At 75.9% G+C, this 24,028-nt stretch carries 24 protein-coding genes; 15 read left to right on the top strand and 9 right to left on the bottom strand.

Annotation, left to right across the window (positions count from 1 at the left end):
• The 6 genes from ACRYMY_RS12590 to ACRYMY_RS12565 form a co-directional block, all read left to right on the top strand.
• Positions 1–463 (top strand): alpha-L-arabinofuranosidase C-terminal domain-containing protein (locus ACRYMY_RS12590; RefSeq protein WP_432547596.1); only part of this gene is annotated, 463 nt, incomplete at its 5' end.
• A 109-nt stretch (positions 464–572) separates the two neighbouring features.
• The gene (locus ACRYMY_RS12585; protein ID WP_432547595.1) at positions 573–1,886 is read left to right on the top strand and encodes an ABC transporter substrate-binding protein; all 1,314 of its coding nucleotides are present in this window, start codon (positions 573–575) and stop codon (positions 1,884–1,886) included.
• The gene (locus tag ACRYMY_RS12580; protein WP_432547594.1) at positions 1,886–2,836 is read left to right on the top strand and encodes a carbohydrate ABC transporter permease; all 951 of its coding nucleotides are present in this window, start codon (positions 1,886–1,888) and stop codon (positions 2,834–2,836) included. The genes ACRYMY_RS12585 and ACRYMY_RS12580 overlap by 1 nt, the downstream gene beginning before the upstream one ends.
• Before the next feature lie 2 nt (positions 2,837–2,838).
• On the top strand, positions 2,839–3,732 hold the full coding sequence (locus tag ACRYMY_RS12575) for a carbohydrate ABC transporter permease (protein WP_432547593.1): 894 nt from the start codon (positions 2,839–2,841) through the stop codon (positions 3,730–3,732).
• Positions 3,733–3,787: 55 nt separating this feature from the next.
• The gene (locus ACRYMY_RS12570) at positions 3,788–4,651 is read left to right on the top strand and encodes a phytanoyl-CoA dioxygenase family protein (RefSeq protein WP_432547592.1); all 864 of its coding nucleotides are present in this window, start codon (positions 3,788–3,790) and stop codon (positions 4,649–4,651) included.
• Entirely contained in the window at positions 4,648–5,502 is an 855-nt protein-coding gene (locus ACRYMY_RS12565; RefSeq protein WP_432547591.1) for an alpha/beta hydrolase, read from the top strand. The genes ACRYMY_RS12570 and ACRYMY_RS12565 overlap by 4 nt, the downstream gene beginning before the upstream one ends.
• Positions 5,503–5,682: 180 nt before the next feature.
• Here ACRYMY_RS12565 and ACRYMY_RS12560 read toward each other — a convergent pair whose 3' ends face one another.
• Positions 5,683–6,165 (bottom strand): MarR family winged helix-turn-helix transcriptional regulator, encoded by a 483-nt coding sequence (locus tag ACRYMY_RS12560; protein WP_432547590.1) that lies wholly within the window; start codon positions 6,163–6,165, stop codon positions 5,683–5,685.
• Positions 6,166–6,293: 128 nt separating this feature from the next.
• On the opposite strand from ACRYMY_RS12560, the gene ACRYMY_RS12555 reads away from it, so the two are divergent.
• Positions 6,294–7,235, top strand: coding sequence for an alpha/beta hydrolase (locus ACRYMY_RS12555; RefSeq protein ID WP_432547589.1), 942 nt, complete (start codon positions 6,294–6,296; stop codon positions 7,233–7,235).
• A 3-nt stretch (positions 7,236–7,238) separates the two neighbouring features.
• Here ACRYMY_RS12555 and ACRYMY_RS12550 read toward each other — a convergent pair whose 3' ends face one another.
• Both ACRYMY_RS12550 and gabT read right to left on the bottom strand, forming a co-directional pair.
• The gene (locus ACRYMY_RS12550) at positions 7,239–8,732 is read right to left on the bottom strand and encodes an NAD-dependent succinate-semialdehyde dehydrogenase (protein WP_432547588.1); all 1,494 of its coding nucleotides are present in this window, start codon (positions 8,730–8,732) and stop codon (positions 7,239–7,241) included.
• Positions 8,729–10,153 carry a 4-aminobutyrate--2-oxoglutarate transaminase gene (gene gabT / locus ACRYMY_RS12545; protein WP_432547587.1) on the bottom strand — a complete coding sequence of 475 codons (1,425 nt, stop codon included), beginning with the start codon at positions 10,151–10,153 and terminating at the stop codon, positions 8,729–8,731. The genes ACRYMY_RS12550 and gabT overlap by 4 nt, the downstream gene beginning before the upstream one ends.
• 116 nt (positions 10,154–10,269) lie before the next feature.
• Between gabT and ACRYMY_RS12540 the strand changes: the two genes are divergently transcribed.
• The 3 genes from ACRYMY_RS12540 (at position 10,270) to ACRYMY_RS12530 (ending at position 13,591) form a co-directional block, all read left to right on the top strand.
• Complete coding sequence (locus tag ACRYMY_RS12540) at positions 10,270–11,715, top strand: PucR family transcriptional regulator (protein WP_432547586.1); 1,446 nt, start codon at positions 10,270–10,272, stop codon at positions 11,713–11,715.
• 175 nt (positions 11,716–11,890) lie between these two features.
• Positions 11,891–12,895 (top strand): agmatine deiminase family protein, encoded by a 1,005-nt coding sequence (locus tag ACRYMY_RS12535; RefSeq protein ID WP_432547600.1) that lies wholly within the window; start codon positions 11,891–11,893, stop codon positions 12,893–12,895.
• A 12-nt stretch (positions 12,896–12,907) separates the two neighbouring features.
• Entirely contained in the window at positions 12,908–13,591 is a 684-nt protein-coding gene (locus tag ACRYMY_RS12530; RefSeq protein ID WP_432547585.1) for a TetR/AcrR family transcriptional regulator C-terminal domain-containing protein, read from the top strand.
• Here the strand turns inward: ACRYMY_RS12530 and ACRYMY_RS12525 are convergent.
• The 4 genes from ACRYMY_RS12525 to ACRYMY_RS12510 are packed head-to-tail and all read right to left on the bottom strand — an operon-like array spanning position 13,569 to position 18,863.
• Positions 13,569–15,005 (bottom strand): aminobutyraldehyde dehydrogenase, encoded by a 1,437-nt coding sequence (locus ACRYMY_RS12525; RefSeq protein ID WP_432547584.1) that lies wholly within the window; start codon positions 15,003–15,005, stop codon positions 13,569–13,571. The genes ACRYMY_RS12530 and ACRYMY_RS12525 overlap by 23 nt on opposite strands.
• Positions 15,002–16,612, bottom strand: coding sequence for an APC family permease (locus ACRYMY_RS12520; protein WP_432547583.1), 1,611 nt, complete (start codon positions 16,610–16,612; stop codon positions 15,002–15,004). The genes ACRYMY_RS12525 and ACRYMY_RS12520 overlap by 4 nt, the downstream gene beginning before the upstream one ends.
• Positions 16,609–17,457 (bottom strand): universal stress protein, encoded by an 849-nt coding sequence (locus ACRYMY_RS12515; protein WP_432547582.1) that lies wholly within the window; start codon positions 17,455–17,457, stop codon positions 16,609–16,611. Before ACRYMY_RS12515 ends, ACRYMY_RS12520 begins: the two co-directional genes overlap by 4 nt.
• The gene (locus ACRYMY_RS12510) at positions 17,454–18,863 is read right to left on the bottom strand and encodes a flavin monoamine oxidase family protein (RefSeq protein ID WP_432547581.1); all 1,410 of its coding nucleotides are present in this window, start codon (positions 18,861–18,863) and stop codon (positions 17,454–17,456) included. The genes ACRYMY_RS12515 and ACRYMY_RS12510 overlap by 4 nt, the downstream gene beginning before the upstream one ends.
• 182 nt (positions 18,864–19,045) lie before the next feature.
• On the opposite strand from ACRYMY_RS12510, the gene ACRYMY_RS12505 reads away from it, so the two are divergent.
• The gene (locus ACRYMY_RS12505) at positions 19,046–19,768 is read left to right on the top strand and encodes a TetR/AcrR family transcriptional regulator (RefSeq protein ID WP_432547580.1); all 723 of its coding nucleotides are present in this window, start codon (positions 19,046–19,048) and stop codon (positions 19,766–19,768) included.
• Positions 19,769–19,788: 20 nt separating this feature from the next.
• Positions 19,789–20,595, top strand: coding sequence for a TSUP family transporter (locus ACRYMY_RS12500; RefSeq protein WP_432547599.1), 807 nt, complete (start codon positions 19,789–19,791; stop codon positions 20,593–20,595).
• Between the two features lie 10 nt (positions 20,596–20,605).
• Here the strand turns inward: ACRYMY_RS12500 and ACRYMY_RS12495 are convergent, their stop codons facing one another.
• Together ACRYMY_RS12495 and ACRYMY_RS12490 are read right to left on the bottom strand one after the other, a co-directional pair.
• Positions 20,606–21,337 carry a glutamine amidotransferase gene (locus ACRYMY_RS12495; RefSeq protein ID WP_432547579.1) on the bottom strand — a complete coding sequence of 244 codons (732 nt, stop codon included), beginning with the start codon at positions 21,335–21,337 and terminating at the stop codon, positions 20,606–20,608.
• Between the two features lie 62 nt (positions 21,338–21,399).
• Complete coding sequence (locus tag ACRYMY_RS12490) at positions 21,400–21,708, bottom strand: DUF86 domain-containing protein (RefSeq protein WP_432547578.1); 309 nt, start codon at positions 21,706–21,708, stop codon at positions 21,400–21,402.
• A 319-nt stretch (positions 21,709–22,027) separates the two neighbouring features.
• Between ACRYMY_RS12490 and ACRYMY_RS12485 the strand changes: the two genes are divergently transcribed.
• From ACRYMY_RS12485 to ACRYMY_RS12475, 3 genes are read left to right on the top strand one after another with little or no spacing between them, the layout of a single operon-like run.
• Entirely contained in the window at positions 22,028–22,432 is a 405-nt protein-coding gene (locus tag ACRYMY_RS12485) for a TOBE domain-containing protein (RefSeq protein WP_432547577.1), read from the top strand.
• A gap of 1 nt (position 22,433) precedes the next feature.
• The gene (modA, locus tag ACRYMY_RS12480; protein ID WP_432547576.1) at positions 22,434–23,195 is read left to right on the top strand and encodes a molybdate ABC transporter substrate-binding protein; all 762 of its coding nucleotides are present in this window, start codon (positions 22,434–22,436) and stop codon (positions 23,193–23,195) included.
• Entirely contained in the window at positions 23,192–24,019 is an 828-nt protein-coding gene (locus ACRYMY_RS12475; protein ID WP_432547575.1) for an ABC transporter permease, read from the top strand. Before modA ends, ACRYMY_RS12475 begins: the two co-directional genes overlap by 4 nt.
• Positions 24,020–24,028 lie beyond the last annotated feature (9 nt).

The raw sequence follows: 24,028 nt of genomic DNA, 5'->3' as shown, positions 1-24,028 counted from the left end.
CATCGCCCAGACCCTCAACGTGCTGCAGGCGATGATCCTGACCGACGGGGACGCGCTGGTCCTGACGCCCAGCTACCACGTGTTCGCGATGAACAAGGGCCACCACGACGCCGACTCCCTGCCCCTGGCGGTGCGCGGGCAGGTCCCCGTGCAGCGGGTGGGCGAGCAGGAGCTGCAGACCTTCTCCGGCTCGGCCAGCACCAAGGACGGCCGCGTCCTCGTCTCCCTGAGCAACCTGGACGCCGAGGAGCCGCTGGAGGTCCGGATCGACGTGCGCGGCAGCGCCGTCCTCTCCCCCACCGCGCGCCTGCTGGCCGCCGACGACGTCCGCGCCCACAACACCGCGGACGCCACCCCCGTGCAGCCGCGCGACCTCGACGGCCTGCACGTCGACGACGGGCAGCTGCGGCTGACCCTGCCGCCGCACTCCTTCGCCACCGTGAGCTTCGCGACCGGCGCCTGAGCCCCCCGCACGACCGGCACGACCCCGCTCCACCGCACGCCCGACCGCACACCCGGCACCGAGCGCCGTCCTCGCGCTCCGGCACGACTCCCCAAGGGAGGGGACCCACGTGAACGCGCAGTCTCCGCTGTCCTCGAAGATGATCGCCGCGGCCCTGACCCGCCGCCGCATGCTGGCCCTGTCCGCCCTCGCCGGCGGCACCGCCCTGACGGCCACCGCCTGCTCCTCCAGCTCCTCCGGGTCCAGCGACCCCAACAGCTTCACCTTCTGGTCCTTCACGGGCATCAACCAGGGCGACTCGGTCGAGACCTACAAGGAGCTCGCACCCGACATCACCGTCCGCCTCACCGAGGTCGGCAGCACCCAGGAGACCGCGCAGGCCCTCACGACCGCCCTGGCGGGCGGCAACGTGCCGGACCTCGTCCTGATCCAGGCCGGCGACATGCCCAAGTTCATGAAGAACCCCGGCAACTTCACCGACCTGGCCACCCTGGGCGCCGACGAGATCCAGGGCGACTACGTGGACTGGGTGATCGAGCAGGTCATCACCCCCGAGGGGCAGATCATCGGCATCCCCACCGACGTCGGCGGCATGGGCGTGGCCTACCGCATCGACCTCATGGAGGCCGCGGGCCTGCCGACGAACCGCGACGAGGTCAGCGCCCTGTGGCCGACGTGGGAGGACTTCATCGCCACCGGCCAGCGCTACACCGAGGCCACCGGCAACGCCTTCATCGACAACGCCGCCACCACCGTCTTCCTGCAGGCCGTCTCCCAGGGCACGGAGCAGTACTACTCCCGCGACGGCGACCTGGTCTACGAGACCAACCCGACCGTCCGCGAGTCCTTCGACCTCGGTCTGCAGGCCATCGCCGCCGGCATCACCGCCCGCCTGGAGAGCTTCACCGAGGGCTGGAGCGCCGGCATGGCGCAGGGCGCCTTCGCGGCCGTGGCGGCGCCGTCGTGGATGCTCGGCTCCATCCGCTCCAACGCCCCCGACACCGAGGGCATGTGGGACATCGCGACGATCCCCGGTGGCAGCGGCAACTGGGGCGGCAGCTACCTGAGCATCCCGGCACGGGCGGCGAACCCGCAGGCGGCGTGGGACTACATCGCGACGATGCAGTCCCCCGAGCAGCAGCTCCAGCACTTCCTGAACTCCGGCTCCCTGCCCACCACGCCGGAGAACTACGTCAAGCCCGAGCTGATCGAGCTGACCGACCCGTTCTTCAACGACGCCCCCACCGGCCAGATCTTCACCCAGGCCGTCCTCGGCCTCGAGCCCTTCCTCAACGGCGAGTTCAACTCCGAGATCAGCAACGAACTGCTCAACGCCCTCAACGGCGTCGAGAGCGACGGCGCGCCGGCCGACGCCGCCTGGGACACCGCCATCAGCAACATCAAGACGGCGATCGGCGCCTGATGACCGCCACGCTGACGCCGGGGCGGCTGCGCAAGCCGCCCCGGCCCACGGCCACCCGGCCGGTGGAGCGCCGGTGGGAGAAGCTGGCGCCCTACGGCTACGTGGCGCCGTTCTACGTCCTGTTCCTGATCTTCGGCCTCTTCCCGCTGCTGTTCACCTTCTACGTGGCGCTGTTCGACTGGAACCCGATCGGCGAGCAGACCTTCGTCGGGCTGCAGAACTTCCGCGACCTGGCGAACGACCCGCGCTTCTGGAACGCGCTGCGCAACACCTTCAGCATCTGGATCATCTCGACCGTCCCCCAGCTGCTGCTGGCGCTGGTCCTCGCGCAGGTCCTCAACAGCGCCTTCCTGCGCTTCGCCAGCTTCTTCCGCATGGCGATGCTGCTGCCGTACATCACCTCGGTGGCGGCCACGACCATCGTCTTCGCGCAGCTGTTCAACCGCGACTACGGCCTGCTCAACTGGTTCCTGGGCTTCTTCGGCGTCGAGAACATCGACTTCATGTCCACCGCGCTGGGCAGCCACCTGCTCATCTCGGCGATGGTCATCTGGCGCTGGTTCGGCTACAACACGCTGCTCTACCTGGCGTCCCTGCAGGCCGTCCCGCGCGACCTGTACGAGGCGGCGGCCGTGGACGGGGCCGGCCCGGTCAAGCAGTTCTTCCACATCACGCTGCCCTCGCTGCGGCCGGTGATCATCTTCACCGTGATCATGTCGACCATCGGCGGCCTGCAGATCTTCACCGAGCCGCTGCTGCTGTCCAACGGCCTCCTGACGTGCGGCACGGCGCGCCAGTGCCAGACGCTGTCGCTGTTCCTCTTCGAGCAGGGCTTCGGCTCGTTCAAGTTCGGGTACGGCTCGGCCATCGGCGTCGCGCTCTTCGCGATCATCGTCGTGGTCGCGTTCGTCAACTTCGTCCTGTCCAGCCGCGTGGGGAAGAAGGCCTGAGGATGACCATCACCACCGAGCCCCCGCGCAACGGTCCGGCCCCGTCCCGGCCGGCGCGGAAGCCGCGCCGCAAGGGCATCGTCCGCGTCCGCTGGTACACCTACGTCGTCCTCGGCCTGGCGGCCGCGGCGTGCATCTTCCCGATCTACTGGATGTTCGTCGTGTCCTCGGTCGGCTCGGCGGCCGCGACCCAGCTGCCGCCGCGCGTCGTGCCCGGCGGCAACTTCCCCGCCCTGGTCCAGCTCGTCTTCGAGACGGTGCCGTTCCTGCGGTCGCTGTTCAACAGCCTCGTCGTCGCCGCCTTCATCGCGGTCGGGCAGGCGTTCCTGTGCTCGCTGGCCGGCTTCGCCTTCGCGAAGATGACCTTCTGGGGCCGCGACGTCCTCTTCCTCGTCCTCGTGCTGACGATGACCGTGCCGGCGCAGCTGGCCGTCATCCCGCAGTACATGGTCATCTCCCGGCTGGGCTGGGTGGACACGCTGCAGGCCCTCATCGTGCCGGGCCTGGTGAGCGCGTTCGGCATCTTCTGGATGCGCCAGCACATCAGCGCCACCATCAGCGACGAGCTGCTGCAGGCCGCCCGCATGGACGGCTGCAACTCCTGGCAGATCTACGCGCGGATCGCCTTCCCCGTGGTGCGCCCGGCCGCCGCCGTCCTGGGCCTGCTCGGCTTCGTCAACGCCTGGAACGACTTCCTGTGGCCGTTCATCGTGCTGAAGTCCCCCGACATGTACACCGCGCAGATCGCCATCAAGGCGCTGCAGAGCAACCTGTCGGTCGACCTCGGCCTGGCCATGGCCGGCTCCTTCCTGGTGACCGTGCCGCTGCTGGTGCTGTTCGCCTTCTTCGGACGCCAGATGGTGTCCGGCATCATGGACGGCGCGTTCAAGGGCTGACACCATCCTCCCCTCTGACCGCTGTCACCGTCGAGAGCACCTGAGGAGCACCACCGTGAGCCAGACCACCGCAGAGCTGAGCGACGAGCAGGTCGAGCACTTCCTCGACAAGGGCTACGTCGTGCTCGAGGGCTGCTTCGACGCCGAGCGGGCCCGGCCCGTCGTGGAGCGCGCCTGGCAGCGCCTGGGCGTGGACCCCGACGACCCGTCGACGTGGACGCGCCCGCGCGTGCACCTGCCGTCGGAGCAGCACGTGGACGCCGCCGAGTTCGCCCCCCGCGCCTACCGCGCGGCGTGCCAGCTGCTCGGCGGCGAGGAGCGGGTGCGCACGCCCTGGCACTGGTCCGACGGCATCATCGCCAACCTGGGCGTCGGCGCGGACCGCCCCTTCGAGGAGCCGTCGGCGGCCGTGCCCGGCTGGCACAAGGACGGCGACTTCTTCCGCCACTTCCTCGACTCCCCCGAGCAGGGGCTGCTGACGATCGTGCTGTGGACCGACGTGCACTCGCGCGGCGGCGGCACGTTCGTGGCCACCGACTCCGTCGGGGTGGTCGCCCGGTTCCTCGCCGAGCACCCCGAGGGCGTCCTGCCGGACGACCTGCAGCAGACGAAGCTGATCCGGCAGTGCCGGGAGTTCACCGAGCTGACGGGCAAGCAGGGCGACGTGGTGCTGCTGCACCCCTTCGTCCTGCACGCCACGTCGCAGAACGTCCTGCGGGCCCAGCGGCTCATCACCAACCCGCCGCTGAGCCTGCGCGAGCCGATGGACTTCGGCCGGTCCGACCCCTCCCCCGTGGAGCGGGCCGTGCTGCGCGGGCTCGGCGTGGACCGGCTGGACTTCCGGCCCACCGCCCCGCGCGAGGACGTGGTGCCCGAGCGGCTGCTCGCCCACCGCGAGGGCCGGGCGGTCAGCCGGTGAGCGCGGGCGCGCCGGCGGTCCCGGCGCCGTCGCGCGTGGTGCGGCGCCTGGACCCGGTGGTGCTGGGCGAGCCGGACGAGCCGGACGCCGCGGTCGTGTTCGACGACCCGGACCACCCCGGTGAGCGGCTCGTGCGCGGTGTCACCGTCCCGACCCTGACGCCGTTCCTGCCGGCCCCCGGCGCGGGGGACGGCACGGCAGTGGTCGTCGCCCCCGGCGGCGCGCTGCACCTGCTCGCCATCGACAACGAGGGCGAGCACGTCGCCGGGCGCCTGGCCGCCCGCGGCACCGCGGCCTTCGTCCTGCGCTACCGCCTCGTGCCCACCCCCGCGGACGCCGCCGGGTTCGAGGCCGTCCTGCACGCCAACGTCGGCGACCGCGGGCGCATGGCCGAGGTGTCCCGCGAGCGCCGCGCACCCGCTCTGGCCGACGGCGAGGCCGCCCTGCGCGCCGTGCGCGAGCGCGCCGGCGAGTGGGAGGTGGACCCCGCGCGGGTGGGGATGCTCGGCTTCTCCGCCGGGGCGTACGTGTCGCTGGTGACGACGCTGGACACCGCGCCCGGTCGGCGCCCGGCGTTCCTGGCGCCGGTGTACCCCGCCTGGTGGGGCGAGGTCGAGGTGCCCGCGGACGCGCCGCCGCTGTTCCTGGCGTGGGCGGACGACGACGAGCTGGGCGAGACGATCGTCGGTTCCTGCGTGCGCCTGCACGCCGCGTGGCGCCGCGCCGGCCTGCCGGTGGAGGCGCACGCCTACGCCCGCGGCGGCCACGGGTTCGGCGTGCGCGCGGCGGGCCTGCCCTCGGACGCCTGGTTCGACGCGTTCACGCGCTGGACGGCGTCGGTCACCGCTTGAGGGGCTCACCGCCGAGCAGGTCCTCGACGGCCGCGGAGACCGGTTCGCGGCCGTCTCGCCTCCCAGCCACCTGCTGACGATCGACCCGCCCGGCCCGGTGCCGGTGCTCCCGGGCGACGGGTCCACCGCGGGCCGCGACGAGCTGGCGGCCGCGGACGGCGGGAACGGGGCGCGAGGCCGTCAGCGGCCCGTCGTCGCCCTCGTCCGCGCGGCGCCGGCGGCCGGCTCCTGCACGGCGAGCAGGTCCAGCAGGGCGAGCAGCGAGGTCTCCACGACCCGCAGGTCGTCCGCACCGACGGCCCGGCGCCAGAGCTCGCGCAGGTCGTCGAAGGCGGCGCCGCCGACGGCGGACATCTCGTGCCCGCGCGGCGTGACGGTCAGCCGCTTGCGGCGGCCGTCGACGGCGTCGGGCGCGCGCTCGACGTAGCCGAGCTCCTCGAGGGCCTCGACGGTCTTGGCGGCGGCCTGCCGGGACACGCCGAGGGCGCGGGCCAGCGACGAGGCGTCACCCGCGCCCTGGTCGACGGCCCGCAGGGCGAACTCGTGCGTCGCCGTCACACCCGGGTGCCCGGCCGCAGCCAGCTCGGTGACGACCCGGTCGGTCATGGCCTCGAACCCTTCCAGCAGCAGCAGGGCCAGGCGCGCCCCGAGGGAGGTCTCCACCCGGGCAGGGTGCCACGGCGGGTGCCGGGCGGGGCAGCACCGCCGCGCGGTGTTGACAACCTTGTTGCTCATCAGCAGGATGACAACCCGGTTGCCGATCTGCAGCAGCCTCCAGTCCAGGAGGACCCATGACCAGCACGAGCACCTCCCCCGCCGGCGCCACGACCGCCGGGGTCGTGCACCACCGCGTCGCCGTCGGCGGCGGCACGACCCTGCACTGCGTCACCGCCGGCGACCACGGATCGCCGGTCCTGTTCGTCCACGGGTTCCCCGAGACCTGGTGGACGTTCCACGAGCTCATCCCGCTGCTGGCCACCGAGCACCGCGTCGTCGCACCCGACCTGCGGGGTCTGGGCGACTCCGGCGGCGACCCCGGCGCGACGAGCGGCACAGCCGCCGCGGAGGACCTGCACGCGCTCGTCGGGGCGCTGGGCCTCGGGCCGGTGCACGTGCTCGGGCAGGACGTCTCCGGGCCGGTGGTGTTCCGGCTGGCCACCACCCACCCCGAGGACGTCCTGAGCCTCACGGCCGTCGAGACGGCGCTGCCCGGGTTCGGGTTCGAGGCCCTGGCCGACGTCGCCCGCGGCGGCGCCTGGCACGTGGGGGTCATCGCCTCGCCGGGCGCCGCCGAGCTCGTCCTCACCGGCCGCGAGCGCCGCTTCCTCGCCGAGCAGTGGTTCCCCGCGATGACCCGGGTGACCGGCGCTGTCACCGTCGAGGACCTGGAGGAGTTCACCCGGGCCCTCTCGCGGCCCGGTGCGTGGCGCGCGTGGCACGGCCTGTACTCCTCCGCGCTCGCCGAGGGCGAGGAGTTCCGGGCGCTGGTGGCCGACGGGGCGCTGCGGGCCCCGGTCCTGGCCGTCGACGGGGCGAGCGCTCCGCACACGGCCACCACGATGTCGCGCGTGAGCGCCGGCCCCGTCTCCCGCGTCGCCCTCGCGGACGCCGGCCACCACGTCGCCCTGGAGGCACCGGCGGCGCTGGCCGCGGCCGTGTCGACGTTCACCGCCGGCGTCGACGCCCGCCGGTCCGCGGGGGCGGCGGCCGGCGCGCGCGGCACCAGCGCGTGAGACTCACAGCCCGAGGCCGACGTACTTCGTCTCCAGGTACTCCTCGATGCCCTCGGCACCGCCCTCGCGGCCGAAACCGGAGGCCTTCACCCCGCCGAACGGCGCGGCGGCGGTGGAGACGATCCCGGCGTTGAGGCCGACCATGCCGGTGTCCAGCTCGTCGGCCACCCGCAGCCCGCGGCGCAGCGACTCGGTGAACACGTAGGCGACCAGGCCGTGCTCGGTGTCGTTCGCCCGCGCCAGGGCCTCCTCCTCGGTGTCGAAGACGCCCACGGGCGCGACCGGCCCGAACGTCTCCTCGGTGAGCAGCCGCGCGCCGGGCGGGACGTCGGTGAGGACGGTGGGGGCGTAGAACCACCCCCGCTCCCCCACCGGTCCGCCGCCGGTGAGGACGCGGGCGCCGGCGTCCACGGCCTCGCGCACGCGGGCCGCGACGTCGTCGCGGGCGCGGGCGTCGATCAGCGGGCCGACCTCGACGCCCTCCTCGGTGCCGCGGCCCACGGGCATCGCGGCCAGGCGGTCGGCGAGGCGGCGGGTGAACTCCGCCGCGACGCCGCGCTGGACGAGGAACCGGTTGGCCGCCGTGCACGCCTCGCCGGTGTTGCGCATCTTGGCCAGGACCGCGCCCTCCACGGCGGCGTCCAGGTCGGCGTCGTCGAAGACGAGGAACGGCGCGTTGCCGCCCAGCTCCATCGACACCCGCAGCAGCCGGTCGGCGGACTGGCGCACGAGCTGGCGGCCCACCGGGGTGGAGCCGGTGAACGTCAGCTTGCGCAGCCGCGGGTCGGCGACGAGCGGGCCCGTCACCTCCCGCGTGCGGGTGGTGGTGACGACGTTGACCACGCCGTCGGGGACCCCGGCCTCCGCGAGCACCTGCGCCAGCAGCAGCGAGGTGAGGGGCGTCTGGGTGGCGGGCTTGAGGACGACGGTGCAGCCGGCGGCCAGCGCGGGCGCGACCTTGCGGGTGCCCATGGCCAGGGGGAAGTTCCACGGCGTGATGGCCAGCACGGGACCGACGGGCCCCTTGGAGGTCAGCAGCCGCGACCCGCCGGCGGGGTTGTCGGAGTACCGGCCCGCCAGGCGCGGGGCCTCCTCGGAGAACCAGCGCAGGAACTCGGCGCCGTAGGCGACCTCGCCGCGCGCCTGCGCCAGCGGCTTGCCCATCTCCAGCGTCATCAGCAGCGCGAAGTCCTCGGTGCGCGCGACGACGGCCTCGTAGGCGCGGCGCAGCACCTCCGCCCGCTCTCGGGTCGGGGTGCGGGCCCAGCCGCGCTGGGCGGTGGCGGCGGCGGCGAGGGCGTCGGCCCCGTCGGCGGGCTCGGCGTCGGCCACGCTGGTCAGGACCGCGCCCGTGGCGGGGTCCTCCACCTCGACCGTCCGCCCGCTGCCGCGCCAGCGCCCGCCGACGAACAGGCCGGTCGGCACGCGCGAGAGCAGGTCCCGCTCGCGCCGCTCCTGCGCGCCGGAGCCCGCGCGCTGGTCCACCGCTGCGCTCACCGGGCACCCCCGGCCGGCAGGACGTCCTCGCCGAGGTCGGCGAACACCGCCTCCAGCACGTCGAACGCCTCCTCCAGCAGGGCGTCGGGGCACGTCAGCGGCGGCAGGAACCGCAGCACGTTGCCCCACGTGCCGCAGGTGAGGACGACGACGCCGCGGCGCACGGCCTCGCGGGCCACCGCGGCCGCCAGCGCCGGGTGCGGGTCGCGGGTGCCGGGGCGCACCAGCTCGGCGGCGACCATCGCGCCGCGCCCGCGCACGTCGCCCACGCGGGCGTCGCGCGCGGCCAGCCGCTGCAGGCGGGCGGTCAGCAGGTCGCCCACCGCCGTGGCGCGGGCGAGCAGGTCGCCGTCGCGCACCTCCCGCAGCGCGCCGAGGGCGGCCGCGCACGCGGCGGGGTTGCCGCCGTAGGTGCCGCCGAGGCCGCCGGGCACGGGCGCGTCCATGATCTCGGCGCGGCCGGTGAGGGCCGACAGCGGCAGGCCGCCGGCGATGCCCTTGGCGCTGGTGACGAGGTCGGGCACGACGCCCTCGTGCTCGCAGGCGAACATCCTGCCCGTGCGGGCGAAGCCCGTCTGCACCTCGTCGGCGACGAGCACGATGCCGGTCCGGCGCGCCCAGGCGACGATCTCGGGCAAGAACCCGGGCGCGGGCACGACGAACCCGCCCTCGCCCTGCACGGGCTCGACGACCACCGCGGCCACGCGGTGCGCGCCGACCTGCTTCTCGACGTGGTCGATCGCGCGGCGCGCGGCGGCCGGGCCGTCGATCGGGCGGCCGTCGGCGTCGCGGCCCTCGCGGAACGGGTACGACAGCGGCGCCCGGTACACCTCGGGGGCGAAGGGGCCGAACCCGTCCTTGTAGGGGGAGTTCTTGGCCGTCATGGCCATCGTGAGGTTGGTGCGCCCGTGGTAGGCGTGGTCGAAGACGACGACGGCCTGCCGGCCGGTGTGGGCGCGGGCGACCTTGACGGCGTTCTCCACCGCCTCGGCACCGGAGGTGAACAGCGCGGACTTCTTCGCGTGGTCGCCGGGGGTCAGCTCGGCCAGCAGCTCGGCCACCTGCACGTAGGCCTCGTAGGGCGTGACCATGAAGCAGGTGTGGGTGAACCGCTGCACCTGCTCGACGACGGCGTCGACGACCTGCGGGGCGGCGTTGCCGACGGTGGTGACGGCGATGCCGGAACCGAGGTCGACGTAGGAGTTGCCGTCCACGTCGACAACCACGCCGCCGCCCGCGGCGGCCGCGTAGAACGGCGTGCTGGAACCGACGGCCGCGGAGACGACGGCGGAGCGGCGGGCCGCCAGCTCACGCGAGCGCGGGCCGGGGACCTCGGTGACCAGGCGGCGCACCTGCGGCAGCCCGGGACCTCCGGTGGTCGGGGCGGCCGGGGCCGGCGGTGCGGTGGGGGTGCTCGTCACGGGTTCCTCCTCCTCCGGCGCGGTGCGCGGGACCCGCCGACGGTAGGACGGCCCCGCGGGGCGCGGAACCGTCCACTCTGCACACTCGCGGGCGCTCGACGGTGCACACTGGCGCGGTGGTGAGCGTGCGGGACCTGCTGGCCGAGGAGGCGCTGGACCTGCGGCTGCTGGCCGGGGACGCGGACGCGGCGGTGCGCTGGGTGGCCACCAGCGAGCTGGAGGACCCCGCGCCGTTCCTCGAGGGCGGCGAGGTGCTGCTGACGACCGGGTTGCGCGCGGGCCGGGGGCGGCGCGACTGGGCGGCGTGGACGGCGCGGCTGGCGGCCGCGCGCGTGGCGGCGGTCGGGTTCGGCACCGGGCTCAGCCACGCCGCCGTGCCCGGCCCGCTCGTCGCCGCGGCCGGCGAGCACGGCCTGGCGCTGCTGGAGGTGCCCGCCCCGACGCCCTTCATCGCCGTCTCCTCGGCGGTGGCCGAGCTGCTGCGCCGGGCCGACGAGGCCGCGGACGAGGCCGCGCTGCGGGCCGCGCGCGAGCTGGCGCGGGACGCCGGCGCCGGGGACGGCGGTGCGCGCCTGCTGCGCCGGCTGGGGCGCGCGGTCGGCGGGTCCGCGTGGCTGCTGGACGGCGAGGGGGCGGTGCGCACCGGGGAGGGCCCCGTCCCGCCGGAGGCCGCGACGGCCGCGGCCCGGCTGCGCCCGCGGGGTCTGCTGGCCGCCTCGGTCGACTCCTCCCCCGAGCGCACGCTGCTGGTGCGGCCGGTGGGCCTGCGCGGCGCGCCCGGCGCCCACCTGGTGGTGCGCACCGGTCCGCACGTGCCGCGCGCCGTGCACGGCACCGTCGACACGGCGGTGGCCCTGCTGGGGCTGGTGCTCGACGAGGACGCCCGCCGGGCCGCCGCCGACGAGCGCCTGGTCGCGGTGGGCGCCGGACTGCTGCTGGCCGGTGCGGCCGACGCCGCCGGGGCCGTGCTGGCGGCCGCGGGCCGCGAGGTGCCCGTCCGCGCGCTGGTCCTGCGCACCTCCGCGCCGCGACGCCCGCCGGCGCTGCCCGCGGACGCCCTCGCGGTGCCCGCGCCCGACGGAGGGCTGCGCGTGCTCGTCCCCGGCCCGCTGGAACCGGTCGTGGGCGCGCTGCGCCGCAGCGGGTGCCGGGTGGGCGTGGGTCCGGCCGTCGCCCCGGCCGAGCCGGTCGCGCTGACGGCGGCGCTCGCCGACGCGGCCGCCGCGCTGGAGCGCACGGGCCCGGACCGCGCGGTCGTGCGCTGGGACGACCCGGTGCCCGGCGGGCTGGCCGAGGCCCTGGGCAGCCCGGCGCTGCGGGCCTGGGCCGCCGGGGTGCTCGCCCCCCTGTCCGCCCTGGACGACGCCGAGCGCGAGCGCCTGAGCGCGACGCTGCGGACGTTCCTGGTCCACCACGGGCAGCGGCAGCCGACCGCGCAGGCGCTCGGCGTGCACCGCAACACGGTGCGCCAGCGGCTGGCGCGGGTGTCGGCGCTGCTGGGCCGCTCGCTGGAGGACCCCACCGACCGCGCGGAGCTGTGGCTGGCGCTCGCCAACGCCTGACCGCGGCGGGCGGGGCCGCCGCCCGGGCCCGGGTCAGGAGTTCCCGCAGCTGAACCGACAGGTTGTCGGTTACTGTTCGCCGGACCCGCGCGGAACCCCCGGAGTTCCGCGGACCCGTCCCGGAGGTGCCGCCGTGAGCGCGACCACGACCGGGCCGGCGAGCGCACCGGTGCGCATGCCGGCCGAGCACGAACCCCACGCCGGCACCTGGATGGCGTTCCCCCGCCCGAACCCCACGTTCGGCGAGGAGGGCGGTCCGGACCTCGCGCGGGCGCGGCGCGCCTGGAGCGCCGTGGCCGCCGCCGTGGTGCGGTTCGAGCCCGTCACGGTGCTGGTGGACCCGGGTTCGGCGCGGCTCGCGCGCGAACTGCTCGACCCGCGGGTGCGCGTGGTCGAGGTGCCGCTGGACGACGCGTGGCTGCGCGACTCCGGGCCCACCTGGGTGCGCGGTCCGCAGGGCCTGCACGCGGTGGACTGGCGGTTCAACGGCTGGGGCGCGCAGCCGTGGGCGCGCTGGGAGCGCGACGCCCTGGTCGCCGGCGCCGTCGCCGGCCTGGCCGGGACCCCCGTCGTCGCCTCGCCCCTGACGCAGGAGGGCGGCGCGTTCCACGTCGACGGCGAGGGCACCGTCCTGCTGACGGACACCGTGCAGCTGGACCCGGACCGCAACCCCGGCTGGACGCGCGAGCGGGTGGAGGCCGAGGTGCACGCGCGCCTGGGGACGACGACCGCGATCTGGCTGCCGCGCGGGCTGACCGCCGACTACGGCGAGTTCGGCACCCGCGGGCACGTGGACATCGTCGCCGCGTTCGCCGGCCCCGGCCGCGTCCTCGTGCACACCCAGCCCGACCCCGGGCACCCCGACCACGCCGTGACGCAGGAGGTCACCGAGCTGCTGCGGCAGGCGGTCGACGCGCGCGGGCGTCGCCTGGAGGTCGTGGAACTGCTCGCCCCGGAGACGACCGAGGTCGACGGGGAGCTGGTCGACTTCTCCTACGTCAACCACTACGTGGGCAACGGCGTCGTCGTGCTGTGCGGTTTCGACGACCCCCGCGACGAGGACGCGGTGCGCGTCCTGCGCGGCGTGCACCCGGACCGCGAGGTGGTCCAGGTCGACGCGCGCGACGTGTTCGCCTTCGGCGGCGGGATCCACTGCGTCACCCAGCAGCAGCCGGCCTGAGGGGCGGGCACGGTGCCCAGGCCCACCACGGCGCTGCTGTCGCGCCCGCGCATCCTCACCGCGGCGCTGGAGCTCGTCGACACCACCGGCACGTTCACGATGCCCCGGCTGGCGGCGCGGCTCTCGGTCAGCACCTCCTCGCTGTACCACCACGTCCCCGGCGGCCGGGAGGAGGTGGTCGAGGGGCTGCGCGGCCTGCTGTGCGAGGGGGCGATGCCCGCCGGGACGGAACCCGGCGAGGGGTGGCGGGAGTTCGCCGGGCGCTGGGCGCGCGGCTACCGGGCGGCCATGGCCGCGCACCCGCGGGTCGTGCCGCTGCTGACCGCGCAGACGGTCAGCGACCCGGCGACCCTGGCCGGCTACGAGGCGCTCGCGCGGGTCCTGCACGCCGACGGCTTCGCCGACGAGGACCTGCTGCACGCCGTCACCGTGCTCGACTGCCTCGTGCTGGGCTCGGCCCTGGACGCGGGCGCTCCCGTGGACGTCTGGGCCGACGCCGGCGACCCCGCCTCGGCGCTGTCGCGGGCGATCGCCGCCACCCGCGTCCAGCCCGGCGACCGCTCGCAGCGCTCGTTCGAGATCGGGCTGGAGGCCCTCCTGGACGGCCTCGCCCGGTCGCGGGCACCGGGACGGCCCGCCCGCCCCGCGCGCGGCGGGGCGGGCGGGCGGCGCGTCAGGACCCCAGGTCCGCCATGACGTGCTTGACGCGGGTGTAGTCCTCGAACCCGTACACCGACAGGTCCTTGCCGTAGCCGGAGCGCTTGAACCCGCCGTGCGGCATCTCCGCGACCAGCGGGATGTGCGTGTTGATCCACACGCAGCCGAAGTCCAGGGCGGCCGAGACGCGCATGGCGCGCCCGAAGTCCTTCGTCCACACGCTGGAGGCCAGGCCGTAGCGGGTGCCGTTCGCCCAGGCCAGCGCCTGCTCCTCGTCGCTGAAGCGCTGCACGGAGATGACCGGCCCGAACACCTCCTCCTGCACCAGCTCGTCGTCCTGGCGCAGGCCGGACACGACGGTGGGGCGGTAGTAGAACCCCTCGGCCAGGGGGCCGTCGGCGCGCGAGCCGCCCGCGCCGAGGACGGCGTGGTCGGGCAGCCGGTCGACGAACCCGGCGACGCGGGCCAGGTGGGCGGCGCTGTTGACCGGGCCCAGGGCGGCGTCCGGGTCGTCGGGCAGGCCGGGGGTCGTGGCGCGGGCCTGCTCGGCCAGGGCCGCCACGACGTCGTCGTGCACGCGCGGGCCGGCCAGCACGCGCGTGGCGGCCGTGCAGTCCTGCCCGGCGTTGAAGTAGCCGGCCGCGGCGATCGCCTCGGCGGCCGCGGCCACGTCGGCGTCGTCGAACACGATGACGGGCGCCTTGCCGCCCAGCTCCAGGTGCACGCGCTTGACGTCGCGGCTGGCGGAGGCCGCGACCTCCGTACCGGCGCGCACGGACCCGGTGATGGCGACCAGCTCGGGCACGGGGTGCTCCACGAGCGCCCGGCCCGTGTCGCGGTCGCCGCACACGACGTTCAGCACGCCCGGCGGCAGCACCTCGGCAGCCACCTGCGCCAGCAGCACCGTGGAGGCCGGGGTGGTGTCGGAGGGCTTGAGCACGACGGTGTTGCCCGCCGCGATCGCCGGGGCGATCTTCCACACCGCCATCATCAGCGGGTAGTTCCACGGCGTGACCTGCCCGACGACACCGATGGGCTCGCGGCGCACCCAGGAGGTGTGCCCCTCCAGGTACTCCCCCGCCGACCGGCCCTCCAGGACGCGGGCGGCGCCGGCGAAGAACCGCAGCTGGTCCACGGCCGGCGGCAGCTCCTCGCTGCGGGTCAGGGCGACCGGCTTGCCGGTGTTCTCCACCTCGACGGCGACGAACTCCTCCGCGCGGGCCTCCACCGCGTCGGCCAGGTCCAGCAGCATCTTCTGCCGGGCAGCCGGCGTGGTGCGCCGGAAGGTCGTCGCGGCGCGCGAGGCGGCCGCGTACGCGGCGTCCACGTCGGCGGCCGAGGACAGCGGGGCCCTCGCGTACGCGCGGCCCGTGGCGGGGTTCACGACCTCGGTGGTGCGCCCGTCGGCGGCGGGCACCAGCTCGCCGTCGACGAGGTTGCGCAGTTCCTTCACTCCGGGACTCCTTCGCGGGTGGGTTCGGGTCGGGGGCCGGGGGCACCGCCGACGGGGGCACCGGCGGACCCGGGCCCGTCGGGACCACCGGTGCCGTCGGTCCCGTCGGTGGTGGAGCGGCCGACCGCGAGGGTCTCGCCGCGGAAGAACGCCGGGCGGCGCACCCGCTGGACGGCCATGACGACGCCGCCCAGGGCCAGGACGCCGACGCCGAGCAGGAACACCAGGCCGACGCCCCCGACCTGCGAGCCGGAGCCGTAGGAGGGGTCCATCGAGTCCACGGACGTCTGCACGAAGAACACCAGCAGCAGGACGCCGCCCAGCCCGGGCGCGAGGCCGGTGCTGAGGAAGTGCCGCGGCCGGCCCCCCCACGTGCCGCGGAAGTACCACACGCACGCCAGCGCGGTCACGCCGTAGTAGAAGCAGACCATCATGCCCAGCGCCGTGATGGTGTCCCACAGGACGTCCTCGGACAGGATCCGCATCACCACGTAGAACGCCGAGGCGATGACGCCGGCGGCGACCGTCGCGTACCCGGGGGACTGGAACCGCGGGGTCACGCGCGCGTACTCGCGCGGCAGGGCCCCGTAGTGGCCCATCGCCAGCATGGTGCGGGCCGGGGACAGGAACGTCGACTGCAGCGACGCCGCCGAGGACGCCAGCACCGACAGCGACAGCAGGACCGCCGCGGGCCCCATCACCGGGCCAGCCAGGACCGCGAACACGTTCTCCTGGTCACCGCCGCCCAGCCCCAGGCCGTCCTCACCGGTGCCCGTGTACGACAGGACCGCGACCGCGACCGTCAGGTACAGCACGACGATGACGCCGATCGTCGCCAGCGCCGCGCGACCGGGCGTGGTGCGCGAGCCCTGCGTCTCCTCGTTCATCGTCAGGACGACGTCCCAGCCCCAGTAGACGAACACCGACAGCGAGACGCCGGCGGCGAAGGCGGAGAACGAGTCCACGGCCAGCGGGTCGAACCAGCCGGCGCTCAGCGCCAGACCGCCCGGGGCGTCGCCGCCGGCGACCCGCGCGAACGCGGCGACGCAGAACCACACGAGGACGACGAGCTGGAAGCCCACGAGGACGTACTGGACGGCCTTCGTCGTCTCCAGCCCGCGGTAGGCCACCCAGCAGGCCAGCGCCATGAACACCAGGCAGGTGGCGATGTTCACCGGGACGTTCGCGGCCAGGTCGGCGACGGACTCGTCCCCGGTGACCTGCGCGAGCATGAGGTACAGGAAGTCCACCGCGATGCCGGCGAGGTTCGACAGGACCAGGACGGTCGCGGCCAACAGGCCCCAGCCGCCCATCCACCCGATCCACGGCCCGAACGCGCGCGAGCTCCAGGTGAACGTCGTGCCCGAGTCCGGCATGGCGCTGTTCAGCGCCCGGTACCCGAAGGCGACCAGCAGCATGGGCACGAAACCCACGAGGAAGATCGCCGGCATCTGCTCGCCCACCGCCGAGGCCGTGGGCCCCAGCGTGCCGGTGAGGGCGTAGGCGGGGGCGATCGTCGAGACGCCGATGACGACGGCGCCCAGCAGCCCGACGCGCCCCGTGCCGAGCCCCTTGGCCGAGCGCTCGGCCTCGGCCGGCGCGCTCACCGCTCGCCCCGGGGCACGACGGCGACGGGGACGGGCACGTGGCGCAGCATCCGCGCCGCGGTCGGCCCCAGGAACGTCTGGCGGCCGCGCGCCAGCCGCGAGGAGCCGACCAGCAGCAGGCCGTCGGGTTCCCACTCGATCGAGGCCACGGCTTCGGCCATCGTCCTCCCCTTCCCCAGCTCGACGCTGAGCCTGGTGGACCCGAGCCGTTCCCGGGTCCCGTCCACGAGCCGCTCCACCCGTCCGCGCGCCGCCTCGTCGGCACCGGCGCGCGCGTCGAGCTCCAGCAGGCTGACGACGTGCAGCGGCAGCCCGGTGCGCTCGGCCGCCTCCGCGGCCTCGGCCAGGACGGCCTGCGCGCCGGGGCGGGTGCCGACCGCGACGTACAGGTGCCGCAGGACCTCCGGCACGCGGTCGCCGGCCAGCACCACCGGCACGGGCGAGGAGTGCAGCAGCGTGCGCGCCACCGGCCCGACCCCGAAGGGGTTCGGGCCCGCGGGGGCGCCGACGACGACGGCCGAGGCGCCCAGCTCCTCCACGGCCTCCAGCAGCCCCTCGGGCACCGAACCGGCGCTGCGCAGGTGCGAGCGGGCGTCGACCCGCTCGGGCAGGCGGCCCAGCGCCTCCTCCAGCCAGCCGCGCGCCTGCTCGGCGACGAGGCCGCTGACGTCGCCGACGGGCGGGTACGGCTGGCCGAACGGGTCGTCCGAGCGCAGCACGAGGACGACGTCCAGTCCGGCGCCGAGGGAGGTGGCCAGCGCGGCGCCCAGCCGCAGCGCCTGCTCCCCGCGCTCGCCCCCGTCGTGGGCGACGACGTAGCGCCGCCCCGCCGCGGGCGGGTTCACCGCGCGCCGACCGGGTCGCCCCCGGGCACGCGCGCGCCCAGGGCGGCGGCCACGTCCGCGGCCGCGGCCCGGCCGCTGCGCAGCGCGCCGTCGACGTGCTGGTACCCCTCGGCGGCCAGGTCCGAGCAGGCCCAGTGGACGGTGCCGACCGGCGTGCGCTGGTCGGCGCCGTAGCGGGACAGCCCACCCAGGTCGAAGCTGGCGGCGTACGCGCCGCGCGTCCACTCCTCGCTGCCCCAGTCGGACTCGTAGTAGACGACCGGGTCCAGGGCCCGCTCGCCCAGGTACTGCGCGACGCTCTCCAGGACCCGGCGGCGGCGCTCGTCGGCCGGCAGCGCGAACAGCGCGTCGGCCCGCTCGTCGGAGACGAAACCCACCAGGGTGCCGCGCTCCTCGCCGTGACCGGTGTTGTCGTAGACCTCCTGCACGAGGCTCGTGGGGCCGAAACCCGTGCCGGACAGGCCGTCCTCGCGCCAGAACGGCGTCTCGTACACGGCGTGCACCTTGATGACCAGGCCCATCGACAGGTGCTGGTGCAGCTGGTGCTGGCGGCGCGGCAGCGGCGGGTCGAAGCTGATGCGCGCGTACAGGTTCGGCGGGACGGCGACGACGACGCGGCGCGCGCGGACCACGACGCGGTCCGAGCGCACGACGACGCCGCGGGTGCCGTCGGGCAGGAGCGCGTCGCGCTCGACGGTGCGCACGGGCGTGGACAGGTGCACGGGGCCGGCCAGGCGGCGGGCCAGTTCCTGGGAGACCGACTGCATGCCGCCGACGACGCGGCGGTCGAGGATGAAGTCCTCGTCGGTGAGGTTGCTGAACGAGCCCGCGGAGGCGGCCATGAGCACGGCCTGCAGGGCGGAGAACGCGTGCGCGGGCTTGGTGAGCATGCCCCCGGCGATGAACATGCCGACGGTGGCGCACGCCTCCTCGTCGGCCGAGTTCTCGCGCAGCCAGTGGTGGAAGGAGACGGTGTCCAGCTCGCGCGCCCTCGGGTGCTCCCACGGGGCGGCGGGGCCGACCTCGGCGGCCAGCTCGTCCAGCAGCGCGGTCAGCCGCTCGACCTCGGCGGCCGTGGAGGCGGCCACCGGCAGCGCGTCGCCGCGGTACCGGCGGGCGGTGCCGTCGGGGGTCACGTAGACGCCGTCGCCGTCGCGGTAGCGCGGGAACGTCTCCATCCCGAGCTCGTCGAGGAGGCCGAGCAGCTCGGTCTGGTCCGGGGACACCCACTGGCCGCCGACCTCCAGGACGGCGCCGTCGACGACGTCGGTGTGGGTGCGCCCGCCGACGCGGTCGCGGGCCTCCAGGACGACGACGTCCAGGCCCGCGCGCTCCAGGTGGCGGGCCGCGGCCAGGCCGGCGGGGCCGGCGCCGACGACCACGACGTCGGTCTCGACCTCGGTCACCGGGGGTGGGGTGGGGGCTGCGCTGTCAGGGGACACGTCCGCTCCGGTCGTCTCGCGCTGCTGCCGGGCCGGTGGGCGGGCGCCGCACCGGAAGTGATGGGTGTTCATTTACGGGGCGGGGGCATCCCGGTGTCAAGGGCCCCGCGCGACCCGGCCGGCGCCGCGTCCGGCAGCATGCGTGGGTGCCCAGCGCCTCCCGGCCCCCGGCGCGGCGCCGCGGGCGGGGCCGGCCCACCCGCCCCGTCCTGTCCCCCGAGCGCATCACCGACGCCGCCGTGCAGCTCGTCGAGGAGCGCGGCCACGACGCCCTGACGATGGCCGCCCTGGCCCGCGAGCTCGGCGTGGCCCCCTCGGCGCTCTACAACCACGTCGAGACCAAGCAGGACGTCCTGCGCCGCGTGCAGGACCACGTCAACCGCGACGTGGACTGCTCCGCCTTCGGCGTCCTGACCTGGGACGCGGCCCTGGCCGCCTGGGCGCGCTCCTACCGCGACGCCTACGCGCGGCACCGCCCGCTCGTGCAGGTCATCGCCGTCACCCCCGTGCGCGGGGCGCCCGCCACCGTGGCCATGTACGAGCGGGTCGCGGCCGGCCTGCGCGCGGGCGGCTGGCCGCCGGAGCTGGTCACCGACGTCGTCGTGGCCGTGGAGTCCTTCGTCCTCGGCTCGGCGCTGGACACCGGCGCCCCGCCGGACATCTTCGACACCGGCGAGCTGGCCGCCTCCGCCCCCGAGTTCACCGCCTCGGTGCGCGCGCGCCCCGGCGGCGACACGGCCGCGGCCGCCTTCGAGCTGGGGCTGGACGCCCTGCTGACGGGCCTGCGCGCACGGCTGGCGCGCGCGGGGGCCGCCGGCGGACCCGCCCCCGAGCCTCCCGCCCCCGACGAGACGAGTCCCCCCGCGTGAACCCCCTGGACCTGCTCGGCCTGCCCGCGGGCGTCGAGCTCAGCCCCACCACGGCCGCCCTGCTCCTGCTGGCCGCGTTCGCCGCCGGCTGGGTGGACGCCGTCGTCGGCGGCGGCGGGCTCGTGCAGCTGCCCGCCCTGCTCCTCGTGCCCGGCCTGAGCCCGGTGCAGGCGCTGGCGACCAACAAGCTCGGCTCGGTGTTCGGCACGGCGACCAGCACCCTGACGTACCTGCGGCGGGTGCGCCCGGACCTGCGCACGGTCCTGCCGATGGCCGCGGTCGCCCTGGGCGGGGCGTTCGCGGGGGCGTCGGTCGCGGCCTCGCTGCCGGCGGACGTGTTCAAACCCGTCATCGTCGGCGCGCTGGTCGTCGTGGCCGTCTGGACGGCGCTGCGGCCCACGATGGGCGAGCTGACGAGCCTGCGGTTCTCCGGCGGCGCCCACTACGGCGTCGCCGTCGCCGTGGGCGCGCTCGTCGGGTTCTACGACGGGGTCCTGGGCCCGGGCACGGGCAGCTTCCTCGTCATCGCCCTCGTCGGCCTCGTCGGGTACGACTTCCTGCGCGCCAGCGCGAAGGCCAAGGCCGTGAACCTCGCCACGAACATCGGGGCCCTGCTGTTCTTCGCCCCGCACGGGTCGGTCGTGTGGGTGCTCGGGCTGCTGCTGGGCGTGTGCAACGTCGCCGGCAGCTACCTGGGCTCGCGGATGGCGATCTCGCACGGCACCCGGTTCGTGCGCGCGGTGTTCCTCGTCGTCGTCACGGCCCTCGTGCTGCGCCTGGGGCACGACGTGTGGGTGGAGAACCTGCGGCCGCTGCTCGGCGGCTGAGGCGCCGCCCTCAGCGGCGGTAGCGGTCCACGAAGCGCCGCAGCACCCGCTGGGCGGCCTCGGCGCGCGCCCCGCGCACCCGCGCCACGACGTCGTCGAACTCCTCGGGGCGGAAGTAGCCCTCGTCCCGGTAGGCGGTGACGCGCTGCACGATCCCCTCGGCGTCCAGCTCCGGGTGGAACTGGGTGGCGTAGAGGTTGCGCCCCACCCGGAACGCCTGCACCGGGCAGGACGGGGAGGTCGCCAGGACGACGGCGTGCGGCGGCGGCACGCGCAGCGCCTCCTTGTGCCCGACGAAGGCGTCGAACGTCGCCGGCAGGTCGCCGAAGACGGGGTCGGCGCGCCCGGCGTCCGTCAGCGACACGGGCACGGTGCCGATGGGCTCGCCGAACGCGCGGTCCACGACGCCGCCCTGGTGCACGCCCAGCGTCCCGATGCCGTAGCAGGCGCCGAGGAACGGCACGTCACCGGCGACGACCCGGTCCAGGAGCAGGGCCAGCTCGCGCTCCACGCGCCGCTGCGCCGCGGACTTGGCCTCCTCCGGATCGCTCGTGCAGAAGGGGCTGCCGCCGACGACGATGCCGGAGACCCCGGCCAGGTCCAGCTCCGGCATCGGGTCGCGCTCCAGGCGCACCCGCACCAGCTCCCCCGGGCCCAGGCCGCCGTAGCGGGCGACGGCGGCGGCCTCCGCGTCGGCGACGGCGTCGTCCTCGCGGGTGGCCAGCAGGAGGAACGGCTTCACGCTGGCGGACCGTACCCGCGCGCGGGCCCGGCCACCGGTCGAACCGGTCGACCGCGCGGGGGTCAGCCCCCGCCGCGGGTGGCGGTGTACGCGGCGACCTCGCCCACGTAGCGGCGGTAGCCGTCGAGCAGGCGCGGCACCGAGGCGGCCAGCACGGCGAGGTCGAGGTCCGCGTCCTGGTGGACGAGGACGTCCCGCAGCCCCGCGGAGGGGGCCAGCTCCCGCGCCGGCTCGTCCGTCAGCGCACCGGCCCGTGCCGCCAGACCGAAGGACGAGCGGTAGTCCGCCGGGGCGCGGCCCAGCGCGGTCGCCGCGACGTGCGCGTCGACGTCGACGGCGAGGTCGACGACGCGGCTGACCAGGCGCTCCACGGCGCCCGTCACCGGCCGCGCGGCGCAGCTCCTCCAGCGCCTGGACCACCGTCACCGCACGCGGTCGAGCCTAGGACCCGGTCCCGTGTCCCGTGCGGCCGCCGCGCGCGGTCTCCGCACCGGCCCGACAGCGGTGGCGGTGCAGCCGGCCGTACGGGATCGCGACCGTCGTCGGACGACACACCGTCCCCGGGGCGTCCTCGTACGGCGTGTCGGGCGATGACGGTCGCGATCCCGTACGCGGCACCCGGACCGACGCCCGACCGCACCTGCGGCGCCGTCCGACCCAGCGGGCCGCGGACGCGGTTAGCCTGGCCGGGTGACGACGGTCCTGCGGGTGCGCGAGGCGGCCCGGCTGATGGGGGTCAGCGACGACACGGTGCGCCGCTGGATCGACGCCGGGCGGCTGCCGGCGGCCACCGACGCGGCGGGCCGGCTCACCGTGGACGGTGCCGACCTCGCCCGCCTGGCCGAGGAGTCCGCCACCGGCGACGACGGCCCCCGCACGAGCGTGGCCCGCTCGGCGCGCAACAGCTTCACGGGCCTGGTCACCCGCGTGGTGAAGGACACCGTGATGGCGCAGGTGGAGGTCCAGGCCGGGCCGTTCCGGGTCGTCTCGCTGATGAGCCGGGAAGCCGCCGACGAGCTGGCGCTGGAACCCGGCGTGGTGGCCGTGGCCAGCGTCAAGGCCACCAACGTCGTCGTCGAGATCCCGGGGTCCTGACGTGCGCCGCGCGCTCACCGCCGCCGCGGCGGTGGTGCTCCTGCTCGCCGGCTGCGGAGCGGCCCCCGGCGCCGCGCGCGACGGCGAGCAGGACGGCGAGCTGCTCGTGCTGGCCGCCGCCTCCCTCACCGGCACGTTCGAGGAGCTCGGCCGCCGCTTCGAGGCGCAGGAGCCCGGCACGGCCGTGACGTTCAGCTTCGGCGCCTCCTCCGCGCTGGCGACCCAGGTGCGCCAGGGCGTGCCCGCCGACGTGCTCGCCACCGCCTCGGAGCCGGTGATGGCCGCCGTGGCCGGGGAAGGGCTGGTCGGTGAGCCGGTCGCGTTCGCGCGCAACGAGACCGCGATCGCGGTCCCGCCCGGCAACCCCGCCGGTGTGGGGGGCGTCGCCGACCTGGCCAGCCCCGGGGTGCGGGTGGCGCTGTGCCAGGCGCAGGTGCCGTGCGGCGCGGCGGCGCAGGAGGTGTTCCGCGCCGCCGGGGTCGACGTGCGCCCGGTCACCGAGGAGTCGGACGTCAAGGCCACCCTCGCCAAGGTCGTGCTCGGCGAGGTGGACGCCGCCCTCGTGTACGTCACCGACGTGCGCGCGGCCGGGGACGCCGTCGAGGCGGTCGCGGTGCCCGCCGACGTGAACGCCTCGACCACGTACCCGGTCGCGACGCTGTCGGGCAGCGCGCGCCCGGAGCTCGCGCAGCGGTTCGTCGACCTGGTGCTGTCCGAGGAGGGCCGGGAGGTGCTGCGCGGCGCGGGTTTCGGCACGCCGTGAGCGGGCGCCCGGAGGCCGCGCGCCGCCCCGCCCACGAGCGGGTGCCGGTGCCCCTGCGCGCCCCGGCGGCCGTCGCGACCGCGTTCCTGCTGCTCCCGCTGGCGGGGATGGTCGCCCTCGCGCCGTGGGCGGACCTGCCGCGCCTGCTGACCGCGACGCAGGCCGTGCAGGCGCTGCGCCTGTCGCTGGTGACGGCGACCGCCGCGACGGCGGTGGCCGTCGTCCTGGGCGTGCCGCTGGCGTTCGTGCTGGCGCGCTCGCGCTCGCGGGCCGTTCCCGCGCTGCGGGCGCTGGTGACGCTGCCGCTGGTCCTGCCGCCCGTCGTCGGCGGGGTGGCGCTGCTGCTCGCCTACGGCCGCAACGGGATCGTCGGCCGGTGGGGCTGGGAGTGGTTCGGCGTGCAGGTGCCGTTCACCACGGCCGCCGTCGTCGTGGCGCAGACGTTCGTCGCGATGCCGTTCCTCGTCGTGTCGGTGGAGGGGGCGCTGCGCTCGGCCGACGCCGGGCTGGAGGAGGCCGCCGCGACGCTCGGCGCGGGCCCCGCCACGACGTTCCGCCGCGTCACCCTGCCCCTGGTGGCGCCGGGCCTGGCCGCCGGCGCCGTCCTGTGCTGGGCGCGCGCCCTCGGGGAGTTCGGCGCCACCGTCACCTTCGCCGGGAACCTGCCCGGCGTCACCCAGGCCATGCCGTCCGCGGTGTACCGGGCGTTCGAGACCGACCCGCCGTCGGCGGTCGCGCTGAGCCTGGTGCTGCTGGCGGTGTCCGTCGCCGTCCTGCTGCTGCTGCGCGACCGGTGGCTGCGGCCCGGCGGCACCGCCGCGTGAACGTCCCCG

This window comes from Kineococcus haloalkalitolerans (genome assembly GCF_050871905.1).
In the GTDB taxonomy this organism is placed as follows: Bacteria; Actinomycetota; Actinomycetes; order Actinomycetales; family Kineococcaceae; genus Kineococcus.
The sequence above is the reverse complement of the archived record's forward strand: the minus strand, read 5'-3'. Positions and strand labels throughout refer to the sequence as shown.

Excerpts from the sequence above, each read along its gene's own strand:
- ACRYMY_RS12580 (WP_432547594.1), top strand. The coding sequence starts at position 1,886 with ATGACCGCCACGCTGACGCCGGGGCGGCTGCGCAAGCCGCCCCGGCCC.
- ACRYMY_RS12575 (WP_432547593.1), top strand. The coding sequence starts at position 2,839 with ATGACCATCACCACCGAGCCCCCGCGCAACGGTCCGGCCCCGTCCCGG.
- ACRYMY_RS12555 (WP_432547589.1), top strand. The coding sequence starts at position 6,294 with ATGACCAGCACGAGCACCTCCCCCGCCGGCGCCACGACCGCCGGGGTC.
- ACRYMY_RS12535 (WP_432547600.1), top strand. The coding sequence starts at position 11,891 with ATGCCGGCCGAGCACGAACCCCACGCCGGCACCTGGATGGCGTTCCCC.